The sequence below is a fragment of the Lysobacter sp. Soil_C_59 genome (assembly GCF_057656415.1).
Window position 1 is genome coordinate 1 of record NZ_JBDGKK010000010.1, and the last position, 20,786, is coordinate 20,786.

Sequence of the window (20,786 nt, forward strand, 5' to 3'; positions counted from 1 at the left end):
GGACATGGATGTCCCGCGCCCCGACTAAAGCCAGGATGGCGTCTGGAGGGGCGGAGCAATCCCCGGCCCGGCGGACGACGCCGTTACGCAGACGCAAGCCCGATGCTCTACAGGTTCTTTGGTGGCAGCGCGCGACAGTGGCAACCGCAGCGCAGCATCAGGCACTCTCGGCACATCGCCCTCGCACAGGCAACGTCCTTGGACCAGCAGGCAGCGGCACGCCCCACCACCACGCTGCGTGCGGTCAGCCGCTGGCAGATCGTCGGGCTTTCGATCAACGACGTGATCGGCAGCGGGATCTACCTGCTGCCCGCCGCCGCGGCGGCGCTGCTGGGGCCGGCGAGTCTGTGGGCCGTGCTGCTGGCCGGCTTCGCGGTCAGCCTGCTGGTGCTGTGCTATGCCCAGGCCGCGAGCTATTTCGACGGTCCGGGCGGCGGCTATCTCTATGCACGCGAAGCGTTCGGATCCTTCATCGGATTCGAAGTCGGCTGGATGCTGCTGCTCACGCGCCTGGCCACGGCCGCCGCGCTCAGCAACGGTCTGGCCGCAGCGGTCACCCACTACTGGCCCGCGGCCGCATCGGGGCTGCCGCGGATCGCGATCGTCACCGGTTCGCTTGGCCTGCTGGTGCTGATCAACGTGATTGGCGTGCGCGCGGCAGCCCGCACCGGCGTGGTCCTGGCGATCGGTAAGCTGCTGCCGCTGCTGCTGTTCGTCGCGATCGGCGCATTCCATGTCGACGCCGCACTGGCTTCGCCGGCCAACGCTCCCATCTCGACCAGGACCCTGGCCGAAGCGGCACTGCTGTTGCTGTTCGCCTACGCCGGTTTCGAAAACCTGCCGGCCGCCGCCGGCGAGTACCGCAATCCGCGACGCGATGTGCCATTCGCCCTGCTGACCATGATCGCCACCGTCACCCTGGTCTACGCCAGCGTGCAATGGGTGGCACTGGGCACGCTGCCCGGTCTTGCCAGCTCATCGACGCCGCTGGCGCAGGCGGCTGCCGGCTTCAGTGGTGAAACGCTGGCGCTGCTCATGACCGTCGGCGCGAGCATCTCCATCCTCGGCACCACCAGCAACACGGTGATGATGGCGCCGCGCTACCTGCTGGCGCTTGCCAGCGACGGCTACGGCCCGCGCTCGCTGGCCGCGATCCATCCGCGCCTGCACACGCCCGCGATCGCGGTAGTGGTGATCGGCCTGATCTCGCTCGCGCTGGCACTGTCGGGCTCGTTCGTGCAGCTGGCGCTGCTGTCGGTGGTGTCGCGGCTGTGCACCTATATCGGCACGGCCTGCTCGGTGCTGGTGCTGCGCAAACGCCACGGCCACCACGAAGGCGCCCTGCAACTGCCAGGCGGGCCGCTGATTCCGCTTGCTGCGATCGTCCTCAGTCTTGGCCTTCTTGTCAGTGCGAGCATTGCCAACCTGGTGGCTGCCGCGGTTGCGCTGCTGGTCGGCGCGGTGGTCTACAAGTTCCGCAGAGTGCCGGACAACGGATCTGGCGCCTGAGGCGACGGCATCTCCATCAACTGCAACTGCAGGTCGTAAAGGATCTCGGCGTCACCGGGCAGCCACTGCTCGTCTTCGTTGCCACGGTAGTGACGGTGGAACGCGCGCACGGCCGCCGCCGGGTCGCGCAGGTCGTAACCGATCAGGCGCAAGGCCACCCAAGGATCGAAGCCGGCCGGGACCGGGGCCAGCGGTGCTCGTGGCCACAGGCCATAGCCGGCCTCGGCCAGGCGCTGCCACGGAAACAGGACGCTGGGATCGCGCTTTCGCGTTGGCGCGATGTCGCTGTGGCCGATGATGAGATGGCGCGGAATATCCAGGCGCGCAGTGATGTTGCCCAGCAATTGCAGCAGCGTGTCGATCTGGGCGGTACTGAACGGCGCGATGCCGTCGTTGTCCAGCTCGATGCCGATCGAACTGGAGTTGAGGTCGGCCACGCCGCCCCAGCGCGATGCACCGGCATGCCAGGCGCGCGCGGACTCGGACACCAACTGGTACAGGCGACCGTCATTGCCGATCAGGTAGTGGGCGCTGACGCGACCGGTTGAGTTGCGTGTCTGCAGGGTCAGCAGTGCCGCCTCGGCCGATTCCATCTCGGTCTGGTGGATGATGATCATCTGCGCGCTGCGGACGTCGTGGTTGGGTGATGGATGCCACTCGGGCTGCTGCGGGACGCGCACGGCCGGCGGCGCGCTCGCACATGCGGCGATCGTCAGCGCAATGGCAATGGCCGCGGTGAATGACTTCATCAGGAACTCCAGCTCAGCTCAGTTCGACTGCTTGATTTCCACGACGTGATCATCGGCGTCGGGCTCGAGGAAGCGCAAGAGGGCCTGTGCTTCGGTCGCGATCTCGTCACGCGTGCCGGCATCGAAGCGCTCGAACATCCACACCTCGATGCTGGCGCGACCCTTGTCGCAGGCATGTGACCAGCCGGCGCGGATGAAGCCGTCGACCAGCACCGCGCGCGGGCGCCGGCCATTCGCCGTCTGGGTGAAGTGCTGGCTGTGCTGCGGCTCGATGATGCGGGCCCGGTCGTCATGGGACAGGAAGACGTTGTCGTACTCGGGCAGGAAGCGCACCGGCGCCGGCGTCTCCGCGCGCGGCCTGGCGGCATCGGGCAGATCGAACAGCTCACGACCGACCTCGTCGCGAAACACGCGCAGCTGTGGCCGCAGTGACTCGAGCACCGGCTTGATGCCACGCAGCGCCGACCAGCTGCGCAGGTCGGCTGAGCTGGCCGGGCCGATCGCGGCGATGCCGTCCAACAGCAGATCGGCCATGCCGGCAGTCGTCAGTGGCCGTTGCAGCCATTGTTCGACCGGCGCGAAGCGCGGCGGCCGCGAGTAGCCCCAGCGGTCGTCGCTGGGCACGATCGCCAACGGCACGCGCGTGCGCACCCAATGGCCGAGCCCGGTCTTGTCCGCCTCGGGAAAGTGCGCCAGCAAGGCGGCCCCGAGTTCCTGCGCGCTCATCGCCCGTTCGGCCATCAGCGCGCGTGCGAGTGGCTCGACCCGATCGGGATCGAAGCCGCCGCTGATCGACCGCCAGTGCGCGGTCTCCAGTTCGCGATCGATCACCTGTTGCAGCAACGGTCGGAACGCCAGGAAGTCGGCGCTGGCGACGGTGTGGATGGTCGAGCGCAGATAGCTTCCGCGCACGATCTCCCGGCGCCGCGCGGCCGCGTGCAGCTTGTCGCTGGTGAAACCGGTCAGGCGCGACCACAGCGCCACATGCGGATCGCGCGGCTCCTGCGACTGCAGTCCGCCGACGCGATGGAGCATGTCGGGGATGGCGAGGCGCTGGCGTTTGAGCAATCCCTGCCTCGCCAGCAGGGCACGATTGAGTGCGCGGTTACTCAGGGGCTGTATCGCCATCTGGTCGGTTCCATTGCCGGTGGCGGTGACGGGCCGGGGGATTGTTTCACAGGTGCCTTTCACGCCATCGGCACGTCCGTTCGACCACGGCCTGGTCGTGTCGCGGACGTGAATGCCCGTCGCTATCCTCCCGCGCTCGGAATACAGGGGCACAGGGAAGACGGAATGGATATCCTGATTGCCGCGCTGCACGACGCGGCCGCATCCGGGATGGTGATTGCGATGCTGCTGACAGGGGCAGTGACATCCCTGCTCGTGCTGATCGCGCCCCGCGGCGCGCGGTGGTTCGCGCTCGCCGCGACGACGCTGCTGGCGGTGGCCCACCTGTTCTTCGGCCATCGACTGGTGGGTGCACCGCTGGTGCCATACGGCGAGCTCGGCGACACCCATGAACGATGCACCGGTCATGCCGTCCGCGAGCCGCACGATGCTGTTCGCAATGGCAGGGGCTCAACGCGGCAAGTCGAGACCGCACGTTGAAGTGGACAGGCAGCATCGCCGCGGGCAGCGGCGATGCGCCGTCTGCAGGCGCTTGGCCAGCCTCTCGCCTCTCAGCCAATCCAGCGTCGGGCCGCGGCCTTGCCCGCGTACGACAGCAGGAACAGCGCGATGACGAGGATCAGCGCCGGCATGGCCAGGCTCATCGGTCCCATCAGGCTCCATGCCGGGGTCAGCGCGAACGAGCCGGCAATCTGCACCACCAGGGCAGCCAGCGACAGCTGGAACAGGACCACCGCCCAGCGCCGCTTCATCAGCAGACCGACCGCGCCGAACGCGCCTGCGAACACGGCCACGCCATAGGCGGCGTTGAGCCACGAAGGTGCTGCCTCGATGATCTGGCGCTGCTCGGCGGGCATCGCCGCCAGCTGCGCGGGAGTAGCGGTCATCTGCAGGTAGAACATGCACACGCCGATGAGGTTCCATACCAGCGCCAGCGTGGCGATGATCCAGAAACTGGTGGGACGCGACGACGCGACAACGGTGGTCATGCTTGTCTCTCCTCCCCAAGGGCGGATGCCCGGCGGCAAGACTACCCGGCCCCGGGGCGGCGTGTTGCCGCACTGCGACATGACCGCCCGGCTGCCCGGACGGTGCCGACGCTCAGCTCTTGCGGATGGCGTGGCCGCCGAACTCGTTGCGCATGGCCGCCAGCAACTTGTCGGCGAAGGAGTCGTCCTCGCGCGAGCGCAACCGCTCCAGCAGCGACAGCGTGATCACCGGTGCCGACACGTCCAGGTCGATGGCCTCGGCCACGGTCCAGCGCCCCTCGCCCGAGTCGGCGACGTAGGGCGCGATGCCGTCCAGCTTCGGGTTGCGCTCGAGCGCGCCGGCGCTGAGGTCGAGCAGCCACGAGCGGACCACGCTGCCATGGCGCCAGATCTGCGCCACCTGGCCCAGGTCGAGGCCGAAATCGCTCTTGCGCTGCATGATCGCGAAGCCTTCGGCATAGGCCTGCATCATTCCGTACTCGATGCCGTTGTGGACCATCTTGGCGAAGTGGCCGGCGCCGCTCGGGCCTACCCTGCCCCAGCCTGTATCTGGCGTCGGTGCCAGCGCGCTGAAGATCGGCCGCAAGTGTTCGACCGCCGCTTCGTCGCCGCCGATCATCAGGCTGTAGCCCTCGGCCAGGCCCCATACGCCACCGCTGGTGCCGCAGTCGATCCAGGCGATGCCATGTTCGGCCAGCCGCTGCGCGCGCCGCATCGAATCCTTGTAGTTGGAATTGCCGCCATCGATGATCGTGTCGCCAGCGCTGAGCTGCGGCAGCAGCTCATCGATGCTGCGATCGACCGGCTCGCCGGCGGGCACCATCAGCCACAGCGCGCGCGGCGACGGCAGCGCGGCGACAAGTTCCGCCTGCGACGCCACCGCTTCGATGCCGCGCGTGGCGGCCTGCTCGCGCGCAGGCGCGCCAGGATCGAAGCCGACGACGCGGTGGCCATTGCGCACCAGCCGTTCGGCCATGTTCGCGCCCATACGGCCCAATCCAATCATGCCAAGTTCCATGCAGCCTCCTCGCTTGTGGGGTCGCGCGGGCGACGCGACAGCATCGCGCAGGCCGCCGTGCAGGGGAAGCGTGCTGGTTCAGCTATCGCCGAACCCTCCGGGATCGAGCCCCTCGATCACCCAGGTCAGGTGCCGGCGCAGCGGCCGAAGCGCGACTGCATCGCCGGACCGCCAATGACCGCGGCGGCACTGGGTACGTAGCCTTCCAGTGGCACATACATGCCCTTGGCGTCCTCGAACACATACAGCGAGAAGTCGTCGCCGATGAACTCGACCTTGTAGCCCTCGGGGACAGCCGACGTCGGCGCGCCGCCAAAGCTCGTATAGGAGTCCATGCGCGCCGGCGTGCTCACGCTCTTGCCGCTGGCGCTGATCTGCAGGCCGTCGGCGGCGATTCGCACCTGTGGTGCGCCAGCGTTGCCGCAATCGGGCGAATAGGTGCCGCCGTACAGCTTCAGCGAGTCCGGACGCAGGTCCTGCGCGATCGCCGTCAGTGGCATGGTCGGCATTGCCGCGGTCGCCAGGACCATGGCGAGGCACATTCCGTGAGTGCGCATGGTTCCGCTCCGGTTCCTTGTCTCCGGAACAACGCGCCCCACCCCGCGTGCAGGCCAGAAGGACATGCCTGAAAGTAAGGTTGCCTACTGCAGCCGCGTTGGCGCTTCCAGGCCAGTCGACGGACGCGGCGGCGCGTCCTCCTCGTCACGGCTGCGACGCTCGTGCTCGAGTGCGGCCAGGTACTCCTCCAGCGTCTGCTCGTGCACGGCGGCTTCACGCGCGGCCGCGGTCAGCAGCGGCGGTGAGGCATGCAGTTCCAGCTCCTTGCCGGCCTGGGCCTGCACGGCGACCACATGCCGCAGCATCGCCAGCGCCATGGCCGCGCTGTCGCTGCTTGCAACCACCTGCCCGGCCAGCACCAGCAGCCACTGGTTGTCGCGCCAGCCGACGCCACCGACGGCATTGCCATCGCTGTCCAGCAGTTGGGCGTGGGGTTGCAACGACGCGCCAAGGCGGCGGATGGGGCGCTTGGGTTCGTTCTTCCTGCGCACCGCGCGCTTGACCTTGGAATTGCGTGACATGGAGTTCCTTGCTTTGGCCAGATGGCTGGTCAGCCAGGTGGCGGATGAGGCGGCCTGCATCAACATTCTAGGCCCAAGGGCGTGGATGCCGCGATGCGGCGCCGAGCCGAAACGACACGGCCCTGCCCGCCCCATTGTGCCCCTGCGGGCCCTGTGGTATCCGACTGCAACCCAACCGGTGGAACGACCATGGCGCGCATGATCCGGGCAGTCCTGTCGCTGTGCCTGCTCGCCCTTGCCTCTTGCGCCAGCCTGCCCGAGCGCCCGGTCCTGCCCGACGCCTTCGCTCCTGCGCCCGCCAGCCAGGGCGAACTCGCCGCGCGCGCCGGCCCCGCGGAGACGCGGCACCCCGGCCAGTCCGGCTTCCGCCTGCTCAGCAACGGCACCGAGGCGTATGCCCTGCGCATGTACAGCGCCCAGGTCGCCACCCGCAGCCTCGATATCCAGACCTACATCTGGCACGCGGACCTGACCGGGAAGATGCTCGCCCAGCGGGCTCTGGCCGCGGCCGACCGCGGCGTGCACGTGCGCATCCTCGTCGACGACATGGACGCGCGCGCCAAGAACGCCGGCTTCGCCGGACTCGACGCGCACGAGAACATCGAGGTCCGGATCTTCAATCCTTTCGTCAGCCGCAGCGGCACCGCCAACCGCATCGGCGAGATGGGCACGAGCTTCAACCGGCTCAACCATCGCATGCACAACAAGAGCTGGATCGCCGACAACCGCGTCGCCGTGGTCGGCGGGCGCAACCTCGGCGACGAGTACTTCAACGCCAGCGCCGAGAGCAACTTCGTCGACCTCGACCTGGCCATGGTCGGCCCGGTGGTGCGCCAGGTCAGCGGCAGTTTCGACCGCTACTGGAACGCGCCCAGCAACTACCCGATCGCCACCATCAGCCCCGATGCGGTGACCCCGGAGGCGCTGTCGAAACTGCGCGGCAACCTGCAGGGCACGCCGGCCGAACTGGCCGCCAGCCCCTATGCCAGGGTGCTGCGCGAGGACCCGGACGTGCAGCGCGTGCTCGTCGGTGGCACGCGCATGCACTGGACCGCGGAATGGACGTTCGCCAGCGACGACCCGATGAAGCTCACTCTCAAGGGCAGTGAAAGCGCGATGGATCGCTCGGCCGTCCTGGCCACGCTGACCCCGGCTATCCGTGCCGCGCAGCGCGAACTGCACCTGATCTCGCCGTACTTCGTGCCCGGCCCGGTCGCCACGCAGTCGCTGGTCACCTCGGCCATCGCCGGCACCGACGTGCGCGTGCTGACCAACTCGCTGGCTGCCACCGACGTCGCCGCCGTGCATGGCGGCTACTCGCGCTATCGCGAGGACCTGGTCGACGGTGGGGTGAAGGTGTGGGAACTCAAGCCGACCAGCGACGCCGCCTCGCGCTTCAGCCTGCGTGGCTCGTCCGGATCGAGCCTGCACACCAAGGCGGTGATCATGGACGGCCGCCAGGTGTTCGTGGGTTCCTACAACCTAGACCCGCGCTCGACCTCGATCAACACCGAGCAGGGCGTGCTGGTGACGCATCCGGCGCTGGCGCAGGAACTGGAACGCATCTTCGAGGAGCAGCTGCAGGGCAGCCGCGCATGGCGGGTCGAGCGCGTCGACGGCAAGTTGCAGTGGAGCGACGGCACGCAGACCTTCACGCGCGACCCGGAGGCCTCTGGCTTCCGCCGATTCCAGGCCTGGCTGATGAAGGTGCTGCCGCTGGAGTCGCAGCTCTAGCCGGCAGCGTCGACTTCGTCCACCGCGTAGTGGACGACCTCCTGCTCGAACTCGAGCAGGAAGCGGTCGTCTTCCGGGTAGTACTTCGCCCTGGTCACCTCGCTGCCGGCGAAGGCTTCGATCGCCGCCAGCGACTGCCAATGGGTCAGGATCAGGAAGTGCGCGAGCCTGCCGTCGATACGATGCATCAGGCTCACCGACAGGTTGCCCGGCGTGCCGCGGTAGTCGGGCACGGCACGCTCGCGGAGGAACGCCAGGTACTCATCGGCGTCCTCGCGCAGCGTGATGCCGTGCCACAGCCGCGCGATCATGTCAGCGCGGCAGCATCAGTTCGTTGAGCACAACGGCCAGCGCGCCCAGGCGTGAGGTGCTCCGGCGGGACGCGCCGCGACCCTGCTGGTGCTGGCTGCCGTCGCGCGGAGCGGACAGGCTGTTCTGCGAGGCCTGTGCTTCGTCGCCGTCCTGGGCCAGCGACAGTGCCAGTTCCGGGTTCTGGATGTACCCGTGCTGGAACAGCAAACCGGTGTAGATGTTCATGGCCAAGTCCTTGTTGCCTTGAGTGGAAGACAACGTTAGACCCGGGCGATTCGGCAAAAAAGCGATTGTTTGGCAAGTCTGTCTTGAATCTGGCTCAAGTCCAAGAAGAGGCGGCGCCCAGCTGCGCAGGCGCGCGTAAACCGTCCGCAGTACAGGCCGCGCGGACCAGACGTCTGGATTGCTTCGGCGCGGCAGACAGCCGCGCGTCGGTCATCCTTCGAGCGTGAAGCCGATCTTGATGGTGACCTGCCAGTGCGCGACCTTGCCGTCCTCGACATGACCGCGGGTTTCCAGCACCTGGAACCAGCCGATGTTCCGCACCGTGCCCGAGGCACGCTCGATCGCCTTGCGGATGGCGTCGTCGCAGCTGGTCTTCGACGAGCCGGTCAGCTCGAGGGACTTGTAGACGTGCTCACTCATGGCCTGGGTCTCCGTGGGGGAAGGACAACGCCGGGGAAGCAAAACGCCGAGCAGTGGAACCGCGATCCCCGCGCCGGTCAGACCACGGCGCGGGAGTCGCTGATCATAGCGCTGCCTGTCCTTGTCCCCGTTGATGCGCCTTCACAGCAGCGGCGCCATCACCTTCAGCTCGTCCAGCCGGTAGCCCTTCGCCATGGCACGCGTCTTGATCTGTTCCAGCAGCGCACGGTCCATTCCCGGCGTCCGCGACAGGACCCACAGGTGGTCGCGATCCGGGCCGCCGACCACCGCCCAGCGGTACTGCGGATCCAGGTCGATCACCCAGTAGTCGGCCCACACCATCGGCACCCAGGCCAGCCACTCCGGTGCGAAGCGCACCTCCAGTTGCCCCGGCTTTCCGCTGACCGGCCGCGCCACGCCCTCGGAGACATCGCGCTTGCCATCGCTGGTGCGGCAGGCATTGCGCACGCCGACGGTGCCGTCGGGTCGGGGCGTGTAGGTGGCGGTGATGTCGCCGACGCACTGGCGCTGCCAGAACATCGGCAGGTGCGCGATCTCGTGCCACTGGCCGCTGTAGCGTTGCAGGTCCAGCGCGGGCACCGGTGCGTTGGCCGTGGTGCTGGCGCGCGCCTGTGCCTGCACGGCGGGCGCGGTCAACGAAGCAATCGAAAGACTCGCTGCAAGAATCAGGCGCTGCATGGCCTCTCCTCGTGGTCAGGGAGGTGCAGGTTCCCGAGCGTGGTGTGGGCGAGGCGTGAGAATCGCGCGCAACGCGCGCGCAGCGTTCAGCTTTGCCAAGACGCCGCGACGGTCATAGCCACTGCAGCAGGAACCACGCCTCGACCGAAGTGTGCGGTGCCAGCAGCATCGGCTCGAGGTTGAAGGCATCCGGCGGCCCGCTCTGCGGTTCGACGCAGGTGGCGTGCGCAGCTGCGTCGTAGACCACCCAGTGCAGGCAGTCGGAGGTCATGCGGACGCGCGCCTCGCCGCGCTCCAGGAGCACCGGCAGATCGTTGATGAAGCAGTCGTCCCACGGCCCCGGCGTAGGCGCGATCAGCGGCCGCACAGCAATGCCGTCGGCGTCGCGCGGGTAGATCATGCGCGGCTCGAACTGCATGCGGTCGGGCTTGCGGAACCACGGATGCCAGCCGATCGTCGCCGGCATCGCAAGCTCGCCCGCGGTCACCGACAAGGTCAGCCTGATATGACGGTCGCCGACTTCGATGCGCTGGCGCGAGCTCCCGCCGAACGGCCAATGCTCGTCCTGCGGCAACACCAGCAAAAGCTCGGCGTGACCGGCGTCGTGCGAGTGCAGGTGCCACGGCATCGTGAAACCGACGCCATGGATCGCGTGCTCGCCCAGGTTCCGCGGCAGCTGGTATCGACGACTTTCGCTGGAAAAGCGACCGTTCCGCACTCGCCCGGCCCACGGCACCATCGGGTAGCAGCCCCATGCGATGGCGGCGCTGGTGCCTTCGCCGTGGCCAACCAGTTGCTCGACGCCATCGAGCCGGATCTGCGCGATGCGTCCGCCCGCTTCAGGCGCGATGTCGACCGCGAGCGCACCCGTACCGATCGTGGTGACCGGCCCCGTCGCCAGCGGAGCCATCGCGTCGGTGCGCGGATCACTCACCATACGGGTGGATGGTCCTGATCTTGCCGTGGTCGTCGTAATGGAGCTCGGTGACCTTGATCGAACGCAGGTGCGTCACGCCGCCCGACAGGATGGAGTCGTGATAGAACAGGTACGTGCGGCCCTGGAACGCGCAGATGGAATGGTGCGTCGTCCAGCCCACCACCGGCGTCAGGATCGTGCCTTGGTAGGTGAACGGACCGTACGGGCTGTCGCCCACCGCGTAGCACAGGAAGTGGGTGTCGCCGGTCGAGTATGAGAAGTAGTAGCGGCCCTGGTGCTTGTGCACCCACGACGCCTCGAAGAATCGCCGGTCGTGGTCTTCGGCGCGCAGCGGCTGGCCGGTCTCGTCGAGGATCAGCACCTCGCGCGGCACTTCGGCGAACTGCTTCATGTCGGCGCTCATGCGCGCGACGCGCGCGCCCAGCGCCGGCTCGCCATCGGCAGGCTCCACGTGCGACGCGCTATAGGCATTGTCGCGGTACTTCTGCAGTTGCCCGCCCCAGATGCCGCCGAAGTACATGTAGTGCTCGCCGTCGTCGTCGGCGAACACCGCCGGATCGATCGAGTAACTGCCTTCTATCGCCTCGGGCTCGGGCACGAACGGGCCTTCCGGCCGCGCGCCCGTCGCCACGCCGATCTGGAAGATGCCGTCGGCGCGCTTGGCCGGGAAGTACAGGTAGTACTTGCCGTCCTTGCTGGCCGCATCGGGGGCCCACATCTGCCGCTGTGCCCACGGCACGTCCTTGACGTGCAGCGCCACGCCGCAGTCGACGGCCTGGCCGGTCGGCGAGTCCATGCGCAGGACGTGGTAGTCCTCCATGCCGAAATGACCGCCGTCGTCGTCGAACGGCAGCCCGGCATCGATGTCGTGCGACGGATAGATGTAGAGCTTGCCGTCGAACACGTGCGCCGACGGATCGGCGGTGTAGATGTGGGTGACCAGAGGCTGCGAGATGGCCTTGGCAGCCAGCGCTTTCAGCTCGTCGGTGTCGATGTCGTCAGCCATGGCGATTGCCTTCGTGGTGGGGCGTGTGCGATCAGGTGGCGCTGCCGGCCTGCAGCCTGCGCGCACCCAGTTCCTGCTCGATGCGCGACTCCATCGACTTGTTGATCTGGTACAGGAACAGCAGCGCCACGCACAGCAGCAGCGGAATCGAGCAGTAGATGCTGACCGCCAGGCGGATGCCGTCGATGGTCTGCGCCGACTGGACCGGCTCGCCGGCCACGTAGCCGTAGTAGGCGAGCAGCCCGGCGACCAGCGCGCCGCCGACGCTCAGGCCGATCTTCAGGCCGCACAGCATCGCCGAGAAGATGATCGCGGTGGCGCGGCGGTAGTTGCGCCACTCCGAGTAGTCGGCGACGTCGGCGATCATCGCCCACAGCAGCGGAATGGTGATGCCGTAGAAGAAGCCGTGCAGGACCAGCGAGACGAACACCAGTCCCACGGCCGTCGGCGGGTAGAAGAAGAACGCCAGCAGGAACAGCGTGGAGACGAACAGCGCGCCACCGAACACGTCCCGCTTGCCGAAACGGTCGGCAAGGCGCTTGGAGAAACCGATGCCGATGATCATCGAGATGATGCCGGCGGCATTGAACATGCTGTACGCCGAAGTCGGCGCGTCCTTGGGCCACTGGAACTCGGTCAGGCCGATGCCGGTGAGCACGGCGTTCAGTCCGCCGATCAGGCGGTTGAAGCCGACGTCCTCGAGGAAGCGCCCCAGCGCGCCCGGATCCAGGTAGTACTGGAAGTAGTAGATGTACGAGCCACCCTTCAGCGCCAGGGTAACGAACACCAGGATGGTCAGCGCCAGCATCACGACCCACGGACGGTTGCGTGCCAGGTCGGCCAGGTCCTGCTTGATGCTCGACTTGTGCTCCGGCGCGGCGACGATGCGCTCGCGCGTGGTGAAGAAGGTGATCAGGAAGAAGACGGTACCGACCACGGCGAACAGCATCATGGTGTTGTGGAAACCGCGCACCTTGTCGCCGCTTCCCAGGATCAGCACCAGCGGCAGCAGCAGCACCTGGATCACGAACTGCGCCAGCATCACTGCCACGAAGCGGTACGACGACAGGCTGTTGCGCTGCGCCATGGAACCCGTGAGCACGCCACTGAGCGCGGAGTACGGCAGGTTGTTGGCGGCGTAGATCATCACCAGCAGGATGTAGGTCGCCAGCGCGTAGACCACCTTGCCCTGCTCGCCCAGGTCGGGCGTGCTGAAGGCCAGCAGCGAGAACACACCGAACGGGATCGCGGTCCACAGGATCCACGGGCGGAACTTGCCCCAGCGCGTGTTGGTGCGGTCGGCGGCGAAGCCGATGATCGGGGTGAACACGAACGCACCGAGCATGCCGCCGATGAAGATGATGGTTGCCGCCGTACCGGCCGGGATCCGGTAGACGTCGGTGTAGAAAAAGGCCAGGAAGGCGACCAGGGTCTGGAAGATCAGGTTCGCGGCGAGGTCGCCAAGGCTGTAGCCGACCTTTTCCCTGACGGAAAGAATTTCTGATGTGCCGTTCATTGACCACTGCTTGATGAGGTGGGAAAGCGTCCTGTACCGCGTCCCGGCACAGGCCCCGTATGGCGGCCCCAGTATGGCGCGGCCCGCACGCTGCCGAAGCACCGGGCGGGCCACGCGATGGTTCAACCACCGGTCAAACCAGTTCTTGCATCTGAATCAGAACGTTCCGCGAACACCCAGCAGCACGGTGTAACCCGGCTCGTAGTACTCGTAGGCAGCGTTGTCGTAGGCGAACGTGGTGCGCAGCGGTTCGCTGGTGATGTTGATCACGTTGAGGGTGATCTGCGGCTGCGAACGGATGTTGGCCAGGGTGTAGCTGGCCGACAGGTCGAGCTGGCCACGCGAATCGGTCAGCAGGCGGGCGGTCGGAATGCCGTTCTGGTTGGCGCCGGAGGAGATGATGTCGTCGGTCCAGGTGTAGGACAGGCGGACCTGGGCGACGTCATTTTCCCAATAAGCCGTTGCGTTCCACAGGTTCGGCGCGACACCGACCGCCACCGCCGGGACACCGGAGCCTTCCGAGCTCTGGTCGACCTTGGTGTAGTTGGCGGTGAAGCCCAGGCCTTCGACCCAGCGGTCGAGCGGCTGCACCCAGATCGCTTCGTAACCGGCGATCTTCAGCGTGCCGTCGGCATTGACCTGCTGCTGCACCTGCACCGTGGCGGCGGTCGGGCCACCACGCTGGTTCAGTGCGGCCTGCTGCGTCGGGTTCAGGTCTTCGTACGGAATGCCCAGCTCCGCGAACGGAATCGTGCGCGTACCCAGGACGGTGAAGCCCTCGATGTCCTTGCGGAAGTAGGTCAGGCCGACGAAGCCTTCGGCGCCGGTGTACCACTCGCCACCGATGTCGAAGTTGGTCGACAGGTACGGCTGCAGGTCCGGATTGCCCTGCGTGGCCTGCTGCGCCGACGGATCGCTGAAGTTGGTGTTCGGCAGCATGTCGCTCGGGTTCGGGCGGGTCAGCGTGCGCGAACCGGACATGCGCAGGACGACACTGTCGGTCGCATCCCAGGCAAGGTTCATCGACGGCAGCATTTCGTCGTAGCTGGACTGCAGCGTGCGCCACACGCGCGTCGTGCCGGTCTGGACCGGACCGCTGGTCACCTGGTCGGTGCTGACGTAGCGGACGCCGGCGTTGATGCGCAGCGGGCGGTTCCAGACTTCGGCTTCGCCGTTGGCTTCGACGTACGCGCCGAGGTTCTCCTCATCGATCTGGCCCGTGGTCGCGGCGGTGTTGGCCGAACCGGACTCCGGTGCGTTGTCACGCAGGGCGTAGTAGTTGGTGTCGTTCTTGAAGCGGTCGAAATCGACGGTGACGAAGCCGAACGGACCCGGGCGCAGGTACGAAGCCAGCTCCGGCTGCGGCACGCCCGCCAGCGGTCCGCCGATACAGGCCGGGCGCGGGTTGGGCACGCTGCCATCCGGGTTCAGGCCGCGGCACGCCGCGTCTTCCCAGGCAGCGCTGTTGTCGAAGCCCTGGATCCGGCGCGATGCCTCGTCGTAGGCGATGCCGACGCGGATGTTGCTCTTGTCCTCGCCGAACTGCAGGTCGGCACGGCCGCCCTTGGTTTCGACGACGCGCTTTTCGTTGTTGATGTTGACGCGGCCGCCGCTCCAGGTCCAACCGGCGTTGGGATCATTGAGATCCAGCGGCGTGGTCCAGGTCGGGATGTCGCCGCCGTTGTTGCTGTACTCGACCGTCGTGAACGGCGTGTTGACCAGCACCGTCGGCGATTCGCGGAACAGCCAGCTGCGGCTCATGTTGGCCTGGAAGTCGAGCTTCAGGTCATCGGCGAACCAGAACGTGCCGCCCGGGTTGATGTTCCAGAACTTCACGTCCTCGATGTACGGACGTGCTTCCAGGAAGAACTGGGCGTTGGTGAACGTGGCGCTGGTGACGACGTTGTTGCCGTCGACCTGCATGTTCAACGGAATGATGTTGCCGTTGCGACCGATCAGGTTGATGTCGATGCGGTCGTTGGTGCGGTGCGCCTCGGTGTACATCGTGTCGAGGTAGAAGTGCGCCGTGTCGGTCGGACGCCATTCCAGCGAGCCGACGAAGGCGTCGCGGTCGCGATCGCCGGACATGTGCACCGGGCGGCCGAGGCGCGGGATCAGCGCTTCGCTGATCTGGTCGATCGACAGGCCCGGGTTGTTGGCGAGCAGGAAATTGCGGTCGATCACCGTGCCCGGGGTCAGGCCGGCTCCGGCCGTGGTCGGAACGGTATCGGGGATGCGCCAGTTGCCGCCGCCGCCGGCGTTGCACGCTGCCGGCTGGTTGGTCGCGGGAGTACCGGCGGGCGGGGTCAGGCCGCACTGGGTGTAGGTCAGGCCAGGGTTGGTCCAGCCGACGCTCTCGAAACCTTCGACGCCGATCTTGCCCTGCACCGTCGACAGGCCGACCAGTGCACCGAAGGTGTTGTCGTCGTTGGTCCAGCTGCCGATCAGCGAACCGCGCGGGCTGTACTTCTCGCTGGTCTCGTTGTAATCGGCCTGCAGCTGGTAGGTCAGGTGCGTGCCGGGGCGGTCGAACGGCCGGACGCTGCGCATGTCGACCACGCCGGAAACGCCGCCTTCGAGCTGGCTCGCCAGCGGCGTCTTGCTGACCGACAGCTGGTTGAAGAACTCGGTCGGGAACAGGTTGAGGTCGACTTCGCGGTTCTGGTTCTGCGCGTTCAGGCCGATCGAGGCCGTGGCGATCGAGGAACCGTTGAGCGTGGTCTTGGTGAAGCTGCTGCCCAGGCCGCGGATGGCGATGTTGAGGCCTTCGCCATTGACGTCACGGGTGAGCTGCACGCCGGGAATGCGGTTGAGCGACTCGGCGATGTTGAGGTCCGGGAACTTGCCCATGTCCTCGGCGAACACCGTGTCGGTGACGTTGACGGCGTCGCGTTTTGCCTGGGTCGAATACTCCAGGCTCTTGCGGAAACCGGTGGCAACGACGCGGTCGAGATCGACGGCTTCCTGCGAGCCCGCCGGCGTCTGCGCCGGTGCGGCAGAGGTGTCTGCCTGCGCAACCTGGGTGGGTTGCGCCTGCTGCGTGGTTGCCTGTTCTTGAGCCTGTGCCAGCGCCGAACTGCTGGCCATGCCGAGCAGGGCAATGCCCAAGGCGCGCGACAAGGCCGTTCTTGCGATATGGATTTGCACCGTACTCCCCTCCCGTTTCTGGTGTCTGCGCCGGCGCGCGTTCGTTTTCGCTGCGCAGGCGAGGCTTAGGTTTTTGTTGGCTACATCAGCGGCGACGCTACAAATCCGTCTGAGGCGATCCGGGTCGGATGGTAGCGCTACCATTTTTGCCCCGCACGCTGCATAGCAACATGAGCGTTTTCAGCCCATGGGGCTGGGCAATTGGCTGACGCCCGATTGCGCAAGACGCAGAACCTATAGCGTTTTTCAGTTTGTGACCGCCGTCGAAGAGCAGTAGCCCGAGGCCCGATTCGTGTGCTAATGCTAGCGCTAACACTCGTCTGGACTGCGTCGGAAAACGCAGGGAAAACCGCGATGACACGATTCGCCAAACCCGCGCATGGCGCGTTGCACTGCAGCAATTTTCCTCGCGCCCGTCGCGCTGCGGCGACACTGGCGCAGGTCCGGACGGGGGTCGCATGAGCGAGGCAACCACGAGCGCAGGCTCCGCCGCGGCGCCGGTGGCGAAGGTCGGCATGTATCGCTGGCGCATCTGCGCGATGCTGCTGCTGGCCACGACCATCAACTACATCGACCGCCAGGTGCTCGGCGTGCTGGCGCCGTTCCTGCAGACCGAGATCGGCTGGAACGAGATCGAATACGGCTACATCGTCACCGCCTTCCAGGCTGCCTATGCGATCGGCCTGCTCTGCGCCGGCGCGATCATCGACCGCCTCGGCACCCGCGTGGGCTACGCGATCGCGATCAGCATCTGGAGCCTGGCGGCGATGAGCCACTCGCTCGCCGCCAGCGTGATTGGCTTTGCTGCCGCGCGCTTCGTGCTCGGCTTCGGCGAGGCCGGCAACTTCCCGGCCGCGATCAAGACCGTGGCCGAATGGTTCCCACGCAAGGAGCGGGCGCTGGCGACGGGCATCTTCAATTCCGGCTCCAACATCGGTGCGATCGTGGCGCCGATGATGGTGCCGGTGGTGGCCGCCACCTGGGGCTGGCAGGCGGCGTTCCTGGTCACCGGCGCGCTAAGCGCGACCTGGCTGGTGGCGTGGCTGGTGATCTATCGCACGCCGGAAGACCAGCCCAGGCTCAGTGCCGGCGAACTGGCCTACATCCGCAGCGATCCGCCGGAGCCTTCCGTGCGTGTCCCGTGGGCGCGCATCCTGCGCCATCGCCAGGCTTGGGCGTTTGTCGCCGCCAAGTTCATCACCGACCCGATCTGGTGGTTCTTCCTGTTCTGGCTGCCGAAGTTCCTGCACGCCGAGTACGGGCTGACCCTGCTCGGCCTGGGCCTGCCCCTGATCGTGATCTTCGTGCTCGCCGACGTCGGCAGCATCTTCGGCGGCTGGCTTGCCGGTCGCTTCATCCGCATGGGCTGGAGCGTCAATCGCGCGCGCAAGACCGCGATGGGCATCTGCGGCCTGGCCGTGGTGCCGATCGTGTTCGCCGCGAATGCCGACAACCTGTGGCTCGCGGTCGGCCTGATCGGCCTGGCAACGGCTGGCCACCAGGGCTGGTCGGCGAATGTGTTCACGCTGACATCCGACATGTTCCCGCGCCGCGCGGTCGCGTCGGTGGTCGGCATCGGCGGTTTCGCCGGCGCGGTCGGCGGCATGATGATCGCCACCTTCACCGGCTTCCTGCTGCAGACCACCGGCAGCTACGTTCCGGTGTTCCTGATGGCCGGATCGGCCTACCTGATCGCGCTGCTGGTGGTGCACCTGCTGGCGCCGCGCCTGGAGCCGGCACAACTGGACGGAGCAGGCGCATGAACGTCTTCAAGGGGGAAGGAAGGATGAAAGCACTCATGTTGGCCCTGCTCGCTGCCATGCCGCTGACACTGCAGGCGCAGGGCGCGCCACTCGCCGCCGGGCAGGCGAAGTTCCTGGGCAGCGTCCACAGCCCGACACAGCTGCGCGATTTTGCCGGCTACTGGAACAAGGTCACGCCGGAGAATGCCGGCAAGTGGGGTTCGGTCGAAGCCGTGCGCGACCAGATGGACTGGTCGGGCCTGGACGCGGCGTACCAGTTCGCGAAGAGCCACGGTTTCCCGTTCCACATGCACGTGATGGTCTGGGGCAACCAGCAGCCGGAATGGATGGAGAAGTTGCCGCCCGCGGAGCAGCGCGAGGAGATCGAGGAGTGGTTCGCCGCCGTCGCACAGCGCTATCCGGACCTGGACTACGTCGAGGTGGTCAACGAACCACTCAATGACCCGCCCAACAAGGACGACGAGGGCGGCGGCAACTACATCAATGCCCTCGGCGGCAGTGGCGCCACGGGCTGGGACTGGATCGTCGAGTCGTACCGCCTCGCGCGGAAAACCTTCCCGCGCTCGAAGTTGCTGATCAACGACTACAACATCACCAACAAGGACGAGAACACCCGCCGCTATCTCGAGATCATCGAGCTGCTGCGCAAGGACAACCTGGTCGATGGAATTGGCGTGCAAGGTCATGCCTTCGCGACCAAGCCCGACACGCCGATGTCGGTGCACCGCGCCAACCTCGATCGCCTCGCCGCGACCGGCCTGCCGATCTACGTCACCGAGCTCGACATCGATGGCGCGACCGACGCGCAGCAGCTCAAGGACTACCAGCGGATCTTCCCGGTGTTCTGGGAACATCCGGGGGTCAAGGGCATCACCCTGTGGGGCTTCCGTCCGGGCATGTGGCGTACCAAGGAGAAGGCCTACCTGGTGCGCAGGGACGGCAGCGAGCGACCGGCGCTGTCGTGGCTGCGTGGCTATGTTCGCGGCGTGACCGGGCCTGCCTCCTCCACGACCGCAACCGCGAAGTGATTGCAACGAAGAGTATCTGCACCATGAGCACCCCCAAAGCACTCGACCTGCACCCGGACCGCCTGTTCCCCGCCGAATCCGGCGCCCGCGCGATCGCGCGCCGCCTGTACGGCAAGGTCGCGCAACTGCCGATCATCAGCCCGCACGGCCACACCGATCCGTCGTGGTTCGCCGGCAACGAAGCCTTCGCCAACGCCACCGAGCTGCTGCTGATCCCGGACCATTACGTGTTCCGCATGCTCTACAGCCAGGGCATCGAGCTGGACGCGCTGGGAATTCCGCGTCGCGACGGTTCGCGTTCGTCCGTCGATCCGCGCTCGGCATGGCGTCTGTTTGCGTCCAACTTCCACCTGTTCCGCGGCACGCCGTCGTCGATGTGGCTCAACCACGTCTTCCACGAGGTCTTCGGCATGCGCGAGCGCCTGGATGCCGGCAACGCCGACCGCTACTACGACCACATCACTGCCGCGCTGCAGCAGCCGGAGTTCCGGCCGCGCGCGTTGTTCGACCGCTTCCGCATCGAGCTGCTGGCGACCACCGAATCACCGCTCGACCCGTTGCAGCACCACGCAGTAATCCGCGCCAGTGGCTGGCCGGGTCGCGTGGTCACGGCTTACCGGCCGGACCCGGTGGTCGATCCGGAGCATGAGGAATTCGCAGCATCGCTGGAGCGCTTCGGCGAGCTGACCGGCGAGAACGTCTACACCTGGGACGGCTACCTGCGTGCGCACCGCCAGCGCCGTGCCGCGTTCGCGGCGATGGGGGCGACTTCGACCGACCACGGCCACCCGACCGCCGCCACCGCCGACCTGCCTGCCGACGAAGCGCGCCGCCTGTTCGAGAAGGTGTCGCGCGGCGGTGCGAGCGCGGCCGAAGCCGAGCTGTTCCGCGCCCAGGTGCTGACCGAGATGGCGGCGATGAGCCTGGACGACGGCCTGGTGATGCAGATCCACCCGGGTTGCTTCCGCAACCACAATGCGCGCCTGTTCGAGCGCTTCGGCCGCGACAAGGGCGCGGACATGCCGATGCGCACCGACTACGTCAACGCGCTAAAGCCGCTGCTCGACCGCTTCGGCAACGAGCCGCGCCTGCGCGTGATCGTGTTCACCCTCGACGAGAGCACTTACGCGCGCGAACTGGCGCCGTTGGCGGGCCACTATCCGGCGCTGTTCCTCGGCCCGGCGTGGTGGTTCCATGACGCGCCCGAAGGCATGTGGCGTTTCCGCGAGCAGACCCTGAGCAGTGGCGGCTTCTACAACACGGTCGGCTTCAACGACGACACGCGTGCGTTCCTGTCGATTCCGGCACGCCACGACGTCGCCCGCCGCGTTGATTGCGCGTTCCTGGCCAAGCTGGTCAGCGAGCACCGCATGGACGAGGACGAAGCGGCCGAGCTTGCCGTCGACCTGGCCTATCGCCTGCCGAAGCAGGCCTACAAGCTGTGACCGTGGGAGCGAGCTTGCTCGCGATCTTTCGGAGCCGCGGCGGTGAAGGCCTGTCGCGAGCAAGCTCGCTCCTACGCAGAGC

The 20,786-nt window shown here is 67.0% G+C and carries 20 protein-coding genes; 6 read left to right on the forward strand and 14 right to left on the reverse strand.

Annotation, left to right across the window (positions count from 1 at the left end; all coding sequences use genetic code 11):
- The first annotated feature begins 198 nt into the window (after positions 1-198).
- The gene (locus AC3A3Q_RS16145) at positions 199-1,509 is read left to right on the forward strand and encodes an APC family permease (RefSeq protein WP_487587195.1); all 1,311 of its coding nucleotides are present in this window, start codon (positions 199-201) and stop codon (positions 1,507-1,509) included.
- On the opposite strand, the gene AC3A3Q_RS16150 is transcribed toward AC3A3Q_RS16145, so the two are convergent.
- Together AC3A3Q_RS16150 and AC3A3Q_RS16155 are read right to left on the reverse strand one after the other, a co-directional pair.
- Positions 1,467-2,258 carry an N-acetylmuramoyl-L-alanine amidase gene (locus AC3A3Q_RS16150; protein ID WP_487587196.1) on the reverse strand — a complete coding sequence of 264 codons (792 nt, stop codon included), beginning with the start codon at positions 2,256-2,258 and terminating at the stop codon, positions 1,467-1,469. The two genes, AC3A3Q_RS16145 and AC3A3Q_RS16150, sit on opposite strands and share 43 nt — an antisense overlap.
- An 18-nt stretch (positions 2,259-2,276) precedes the next feature.
- The gene (locus tag AC3A3Q_RS16155) at positions 2,277-3,386 is read right to left on the reverse strand and encodes a winged helix DNA-binding domain-containing protein (RefSeq protein ID WP_487587197.1); all 1,110 of its coding nucleotides are present in this window, start codon (positions 3,384-3,386) and stop codon (positions 2,277-2,279) included.
- A 165-nt stretch (positions 3,387-3,551) separates the two neighbouring features.
- Here AC3A3Q_RS16155 and AC3A3Q_RS16160 point away from each other — a divergent pair, with 165 nt between their 5' ends.
- Complete coding sequence (locus AC3A3Q_RS16160) at positions 3,552-3,866, forward strand: hypothetical protein (protein ID WP_487587198.1); 315 nt, start codon at positions 3,552-3,554, stop codon at positions 3,864-3,866.
- Positions 3,867-3,937: 71 nt separating this feature from the next.
- Here the strand turns inward: AC3A3Q_RS16160 and AC3A3Q_RS16165 are convergent, their stop codons facing one another.
- The 4 genes from AC3A3Q_RS16165 to AC3A3Q_RS16180 form a co-directional block, all read right to left on the reverse strand.
- Positions 3,938-4,375 carry a hypothetical protein gene (locus AC3A3Q_RS16165; protein WP_487587199.1) on the reverse strand — a complete coding sequence of 146 codons (438 nt, stop codon included), beginning with the start codon at positions 4,373-4,375 and terminating at the stop codon, positions 3,938-3,940.
- A gap of 112 nt (positions 4,376-4,487) precedes the next feature.
- A complete protein-coding gene (gnd, locus tag AC3A3Q_RS16170) occupies positions 4,488-5,393 on the reverse strand; it encodes a phosphogluconate dehydrogenase (NAD(+)-dependent, decarboxylating) (RefSeq protein ID WP_487587200.1) in 906 nt (301 codons plus the stop codon).
- 125 nt (positions 5,394-5,518) lie between these two features.
- Positions 5,519-5,950: a hypothetical protein gene (locus tag AC3A3Q_RS16175; RefSeq protein WP_487587201.1), complete on the reverse strand. Its 432-nt coding sequence runs from the start codon at positions 5,948-5,950 to the stop codon at positions 5,519-5,521.
- An 84-nt stretch (positions 5,951-6,034) separates the two neighbouring features.
- On the reverse strand, positions 6,035-6,472 hold the full coding sequence (locus AC3A3Q_RS16180) for a hypothetical protein (RefSeq protein ID WP_487587202.1): 438 nt from the start codon (positions 6,470-6,472) through the stop codon (positions 6,035-6,037).
- 198 nt (positions 6,473-6,670) lie between these two features.
- Between AC3A3Q_RS16180 and AC3A3Q_RS16185 the strand changes: the two genes are divergently transcribed.
- Complete coding sequence (locus AC3A3Q_RS16185; RefSeq protein WP_487587203.1) at positions 6,671-8,206, forward strand: phospholipase D family protein; 1,536 nt, start codon at positions 6,671-6,673, stop codon at positions 8,204-8,206.
- Here the strand turns inward: AC3A3Q_RS16185 and AC3A3Q_RS16190 are convergent.
- The 8 genes from AC3A3Q_RS16190 to AC3A3Q_RS16225 all read right to left on the reverse strand — a co-directional run bounded on the left by AC3A3Q_RS16190 (position 8,203) and on the right by AC3A3Q_RS16225 (position 16,468).
- Complete coding sequence (locus tag AC3A3Q_RS16190) at positions 8,203-8,517, reverse strand: antibiotic biosynthesis monooxygenase (RefSeq protein WP_487587204.1); 315 nt, start codon at positions 8,515-8,517, stop codon at positions 8,203-8,205. The genes AC3A3Q_RS16185 and AC3A3Q_RS16190 overlap by 4 nt on opposite strands.
- 1 nt (position 8,518) lies before the next feature.
- Positions 8,519-8,743, reverse strand: a complete 225-nt coding sequence (locus AC3A3Q_RS16195) for a hypothetical protein (RefSeq protein WP_487587205.1) — start codon at positions 8,741-8,743, stop codon at positions 8,519-8,521.
- Between the two features lie 210 nt (positions 8,744-8,953).
- Complete coding sequence (locus AC3A3Q_RS16200) at positions 8,954-9,163, reverse strand: dodecin (protein WP_158732594.1); 210 nt, start codon at positions 9,161-9,163, stop codon at positions 8,954-8,956.
- A 141-nt stretch (positions 9,164-9,304) separates the two neighbouring features.
- Positions 9,305-9,862 carry a lipocalin family protein gene (locus AC3A3Q_RS16205; RefSeq protein WP_487587206.1) on the reverse strand — a complete coding sequence of 186 codons (558 nt, stop codon included), beginning with the start codon at positions 9,860-9,862 and terminating at the stop codon, positions 9,305-9,307.
- Positions 9,863-9,974: 112 nt separating this feature from the next.
- Positions 9,975-10,799, reverse strand: coding sequence for an aldose epimerase family protein (locus AC3A3Q_RS16210; RefSeq protein WP_487587207.1), 825 nt, complete (start codon positions 10,797-10,799; stop codon positions 9,975-9,977).
- The gene (locus tag AC3A3Q_RS16215; protein WP_487587208.1) at positions 10,789-11,805 is read right to left on the reverse strand and encodes a glycoside hydrolase family 43 protein; all 1,017 of its coding nucleotides are present in this window, start codon (positions 11,803-11,805) and stop codon (positions 10,789-10,791) included. Before AC3A3Q_RS16215 ends, AC3A3Q_RS16210 begins: the two co-directional genes overlap by 11 nt.
- A 31-nt stretch (positions 11,806-11,836) precedes the next feature.
- Entirely contained in the window at positions 11,837-13,321 is a 1,485-nt protein-coding gene (locus tag AC3A3Q_RS16220) for an MFS transporter (protein WP_487587209.1), read from the reverse strand.
- Positions 13,322-13,477: 156 nt separating this feature from the next.
- Complete coding sequence (locus AC3A3Q_RS16225) at positions 13,478-16,468, reverse strand: TonB-dependent receptor (RefSeq protein ID WP_487587210.1); 2,991 nt, start codon at positions 16,466-16,468, stop codon at positions 13,478-13,480.
- Positions 16,469-16,926: 458 nt separating this feature from the next.
- Between AC3A3Q_RS16225 and AC3A3Q_RS16230 the strand changes: the two genes are divergently transcribed.
- The 3 genes from AC3A3Q_RS16230 to uxaC are packed head-to-tail and all read left to right on the forward strand — an operon-like array spanning position 16,927 to position 20,704.
- Positions 16,927-18,231 carry an MFS transporter gene (locus AC3A3Q_RS16230; protein WP_487587211.1) on the forward strand — a complete coding sequence of 435 codons (1,305 nt, stop codon included), beginning with the start codon at positions 16,927-16,929 and terminating at the stop codon, positions 18,229-18,231.
- 23 nt (positions 18,232-18,254) lie between these two features.
- Positions 18,255-19,259, forward strand: coding sequence for an endo-1,4-beta-xylanase (locus AC3A3Q_RS16235; RefSeq protein ID WP_487587212.1), 1,005 nt, complete (start codon positions 18,255-18,257; stop codon positions 19,257-19,259).
- Between the two features lie 23 nt (positions 19,260-19,282).
- Positions 19,283-20,704, forward strand: a complete 1,422-nt coding sequence (gene uxaC / locus AC3A3Q_RS16240; protein ID WP_487587213.1) for a glucuronate isomerase — start codon at positions 19,283-19,285, stop codon at positions 20,702-20,704.
- The last annotated feature ends 82 nt before the right edge of the window (positions 20,705-20,786 follow it).

Coding starts and splice junctions, on each gene's coding strand:
- AC3A3Q_RS16150 (WP_487587196.1), bottom strand. CDS start 2,258: ATGAAGTCATTCACCGCGGCCATTGCCATTGCGCTGACGATCGCCGCA.
- AC3A3Q_RS16155 (WP_487587197.1), bottom strand. CDS start 3,386: ATGGCGATACAGCCCCTGAGTAACCGCGCACTCAATCGTGCCCTGCTG.
- AC3A3Q_RS16160 (WP_487587198.1), top strand. CDS start 3,552: ATGGATATCCTGATTGCCGCGCTGCACGACGCGGCCGCATCCGGGATG.
- AC3A3Q_RS16165 (WP_487587199.1), bottom strand. CDS start 4,375: ATGACCACCGTTGTCGCGTCGTCGCGTCCCACCAGTTTCTGGATCATC.
- gnd (WP_487587200.1), bottom strand. CDS start 5,393: ATGGAACTTGGCATGATTGGATTGGGCCGTATGGGCGCGAACATGGCC.
- AC3A3Q_RS16175 (WP_487587201.1), bottom strand. CDS start 5,950: ATGCGCACTCACGGAATGTGCCTCGCCATGGTCCTGGCGACCGCGGCA.
- AC3A3Q_RS16180 (WP_487587202.1), bottom strand. CDS start 6,472: ATGTCACGCAATTCCAAGGTCAAGCGCGCGGTGCGCAGGAAGAACGAA.
- AC3A3Q_RS16185 (WP_487587203.1), top strand. CDS start 6,671: ATGATCCGGGCAGTCCTGTCGCTGTGCCTGCTCGCCCTTGCCTCTTGC.
- AC3A3Q_RS16190 (WP_487587204.1), bottom strand. CDS start 8,517: ATGATCGCGCGGCTGTGGCACGGCATCACGCTGCGCGAGGACGCCGAT.
- AC3A3Q_RS16195 (WP_487587205.1), bottom strand. CDS start 8,743: ATGAACATCTACACCGGTTTGCTGTTCCAGCACGGGTACATCCAGAAC.
- AC3A3Q_RS16200 (WP_158732594.1), bottom strand. CDS start 9,163: ATGAGTGAGCACGTCTACAAGTCCCTCGAGCTGACCGGCTCGTCGAAG.
- AC3A3Q_RS16205 (WP_487587206.1), bottom strand. CDS start 9,862: ATGCAGCGCCTGATTCTTGCAGCGAGTCTTTCGATTGCTTCGTTGACC.
- AC3A3Q_RS16210 (WP_487587207.1), bottom strand. CDS start 10,799: ATGGTGAGTGATCCGCGCACCGACGCGATGGCTCCGCTGGCGACGGGG.
- AC3A3Q_RS16215 (WP_487587208.1), bottom strand. CDS start 11,805: ATGGCTGACGACATCGACACCGACGAGCTGAAAGCGCTGGCTGCCAAG.
- AC3A3Q_RS16220 (WP_487587209.1), bottom strand. CDS start 13,321: ATGAACGGCACATCAGAAATTCTTTCCGTCAGGGAAAAGGTCGGCTAC.
- AC3A3Q_RS16230 (WP_487587211.1), top strand. CDS start 16,927: ATGAGCGAGGCAACCACGAGCGCAGGCTCCGCCGCGGCGCCGGTGGCG.
- AC3A3Q_RS16235 (WP_487587212.1), top strand. CDS start 18,255: ATGAAAGCACTCATGTTGGCCCTGCTCGCTGCCATGCCGCTGACACTG.
- uxaC (WP_487587213.1), top strand. CDS start 19,283: ATGAGCACCCCCAAAGCACTCGACCTGCACCCGGACCGCCTGTTCCCC.